Origin of the sequence: Candidatus Planktophila sp., from assembly GCF_046070465.1 — a bacterium.
Lineage (GTDB): Bacteria > Actinomycetota > Actinomycetes > Nanopelagicales > Nanopelagicaceae > Planktophila.
Map to the genome: position 1 here is coordinate 1 of NZ_JBJTMK010000079.1, position 3,578 is coordinate 3,578.

3 protein-coding genes are annotated in these 3,578 nt (G+C 48.8%); all 3 read left to right on the forward strand.

Annotated elements, in window-relative coordinates:
* Nucleotides 1-128 precede the first annotated feature (128 nt).
* Entirely contained in the window at nucleotides 129-941 is an 813-nt protein-coding gene (locus ACKOVI_RS03545) for an MFS transporter (RefSeq protein ID WP_509602655.1), read from the forward strand.
* 154 nt (nucleotides 942-1,095) lie between these two features.
* The gene (locus tag ACKOVI_RS03550; protein ID WP_509602653.1) at nucleotides 1,096-2,061 is read left to right on the forward strand and encodes an ABC transporter permease; all 966 of its coding nucleotides are present in this window, start codon (nucleotides 1,096-1,098) and stop codon (nucleotides 2,059-2,061) included.
* 123 nt (nucleotides 2,062-2,184) lie between these two features.
* The coding region (locus ACKOVI_RS03555; RefSeq protein WP_509602654.1) for an ABC transporter substrate-binding protein at nucleotides 2,185-3,578 on the forward strand (1,394 nt) is incomplete at its 3' end.

The following is a 3,578-nucleotide window of genomic DNA, read 5'->3' on the forward strand; positions in this document are numbered from 1 at the left end:
AGCGAGAGGATGATTGCTAAGTAGATAAGAAATGTTGCAGCGTCAATCCAGTACATCCATTGAAATGAACGCAATGAACCTTCTTGAATGATCAGTGAGCCGATCAGGCCACCAAGTCCGAGCCCCAGATTGAGCAACATAAAGTTAAGACCAAAAATCTTGGGCTTGGTCTCGGTGGCTTGATCGGCTCACTGATTATTCAAGAAGGATCTTTGCGATCATTTCAATGGATGTACTGGATTGACGCTGCAACATTTCTTATCTACTTAGCAATCATCCTCTCGCTCCACGGAGAAGGGCTAGATAGGTATGAACCCAAAGCTGATGAACCAGAGCAAGGAACCTATCGAGATTTGTTGAAGATTAAGCCCCTGGTATTACTCGGAACCGGAGGAATCATTCTCTTTACCTTTGGTTACGGAGTTATCCAAGCGGGAGTTCCAATTTTTGCAACGCAGTTCTTGGGGCTCTCACCTAAGTGGCTCGGATTAATTTTCGGAGTCAACACAATTGCAATCTTTACGCTGCAGCCACTCGTAATGCGCATTCTTGAACGGTATTCGAAGTACAACGCATTGATTGCAATAGGAATCATCTGGTCGGCGTCATGGATTTTTGTCGGAATCGCACCAGCACTTCCACTGGTGGCATCAGGACTCGCGCTATGCATGAGCCAATTAGTCTTTGCTATTGGCGAGATGGTTCAAGCGCCCGTCATTCCGACTCTTGCCAACGAGCTCGCGCCTGAACATATCCGCGGACGTGCAAATGCCTTTATGAGCCTGCAATGGAGCATCTCTGGAGTTGCAGGTCCTGCGATCACGGGGCTGATGTTGGGAGCAGACCAGCCAACTCTCTGGGTTGCATCCATGTTCCTTGGCTCCTTTCTGGCTATCCCGCTCTTTCTCGCGATGAAGAGGGCAGCGGTAGCGAGCGCTTAAAGGTCCAAACCGGGTAATTCGGACTTTTGGGGTTTCTTTTTTACTCGCTTTTTACTACCCTTGCCGGTCTGTACTCATGAGTTATCTCGGATTGCGGGATTGCTTGTGGATGGTCATAACCAGTGCGAATTATTTGCGATAAGGGGATTTACACGTGGCTGATGCAACCGTTGTTGAGAACGATGCAGTTGAGGTTGCTCAACGCACGCCCAAGCAGATTGCTTGGGGACGTTTCAAGCGCAACACAGTGGGTGTCTACGCAGGAATCGCCTCAATCTTCTTTATCACCGTTGGATTCTTTGCACCGATCATCACTCGCCTCGTAGGCGTCAACGCGAAAGATACCTATGACGGTGTGCTCGATGAGTTCGCGATGCCAATCGGCAAGTGGGGCGGAATGTCGCTCGCCCATCCACTGGGAATCGAGCCCGGAACCGGAAGAGATGTTTTTGCGCTCGCTCTCTACGGTGCTCGCACTTCATTTATCGTTGCCATCATCGCCACAGTGGGAACAATTTCAATCGGAATGTTGATCGGCATCGCAACTGGATATTTTAAAGGTCGAGTCGATTCCATCGTCGGCCGCTTCGCTGACTTCCTCCTCTCTTTCCCTGGCACATTCATGATCATCGCCTTGGCGATTCCAATGGTGGGTCGCGTTGAAGCAACAGGAATAGCTCATGGAAATGCAGCTCGAGTTGTTGTGCTCGTTATCTTCCTCATTTTCTTTGGCTGGACAGGTTTTTACCGTTTGGTTCGCTCCCAAGCGATGTCGATGCGTGAACGTGACTTCGTCATGGCCGCTCAAGCTATGGGCGCATCAAACTGGCGCATTATTGTCAAAGAGCTCCTTCCAAATCTCTGGCCTACCGCGATCGTCTTTGTCTCGCTCTCACTTCCAGGCTATATCGCAGCAGAGGCGACCTTCTCGTTTCTCGGTGTTGGTGTTCAAGCGCCGGATGCAACTTTTGGATTGATTCTCTCTGACGCGGTCAGCTACTGGAAGAACGATCCTGCCTACTTATTAATTCCATGTTTGATTCTTATCGCAATCGTGCTCTCACTCAACCTCTTGGGTGATGCAGTCCGCGATGCGCTCGATCCAAAGGCAAATAGATAGGAAAAAGGATTCCGTAGCGATACGGATGCTTCACAAGAAGAGAGGTCTCGCGAGTTTCTCTTGTGTGAAGGGCAGTAAGTCGAAACGCAACGGCGTTTTGATTCATCTCTATTAGGAGGACTAATGTCACGTTTGACATCACGTCGTCTTGTTGCAACAGCTACAGCTGCAATTCTTGCAGTTGGAACAGTTGCTACAGGTGCGGCTGCAAACGCAGCAGAGAAGCCAGTAACAGGCGGAACGCTGTATTTCATTACCCACGCTGAGCAGTTCGATCACATCGATCCAGCGCGTGTTTACACAGGTCGCGATATCGCGTTCCTTAACTCATTCCTCTACCGCAACCTTGTTTCATACAAGCCAGTTGCTGGTTCAGCAGGTTCATCACTCGTTGCAGACCTTGCAACAAACACTGGTGTTCCATCAAACGCTGCAAAGACATGGAAGTTCACACTTCGTTCAGGCATTACATGGGAAGACGGATCACCTGTCACCTGTGCTGATGTTGCATACGGAGTTTCTCGTCCATTCGCAGCTGATGTAATCACAGATGGTCCTCAGTACCTCGTACAGGCTCTTGATATTCCTAAGGATAAGGATGGCTCATCTGCATACAAGGGTCCTTACAAGAAGACCGGACAGGCACTTTTCGATAAGGCAGTTTCTTGCTCAGGTAACACAATTACCTTCCAGCTCAACCGCTCATTCGCAGACTTCAACTACGCACTTACCTACCCAGCTGGTGCACCAGTAAAGAAGTCAAAAGACACAGGCGACAAGTACGACCTTCGTCCATTTGCTAACGGTCCATACAAGATCGCTTCATACAAGATTGGCGATCAGCTAGAGCTCGTACGTAACCCTAAGTGGAAGAAGTCTTCTGACACAGTTCGTACACCTTACCCAGACAACATTGTTGTTCGTTTCGGTCTTGCAGAAGATGTTCGCGATGCGATCATGCTCGAAGATCAGATTCCTAACACAGCATCACTCGATGCACTTCAGCCAGCAAATACACGTGCATTCTTCGCAGATGCAACAAAGAAGAACCAGCGCTTCAACGTCTATGACCCATACGTTCGCTACGCATCAATGAACGTTTCAAAGGGCCACATGGATTGTTTGGATGTCCGTAAGGCTGTCTTCTTTGCTATCAACACCCAAGTTCTTATCGACCTATCAGGTGGATCGATCTTCTACGGCGACCCAGGAGATAACCCTGTAAAGCCAGTTCTCGGTCTTGACTACAAGAAGACAACAGGCAACATCCACGATCCAAACTGGAAGATCACTGGAAATGCTGATTACGCAAAGTCATTGCTTGAAAAGGCAAAGACCTCTTGCCCAGATGCATATGCTCGCGCAACTGCAGCTGACAAGGGAATCATCTGGGATATCGCACAATCAGCGACAAACCAGAAGGCATCAGTATTGATTCAGGATGCAACAAAGGCAGCTGGAATCAACTTGAAGTTCAACTTCATTCCATCAGGTCAGTACTACTCAACAGTGATGAA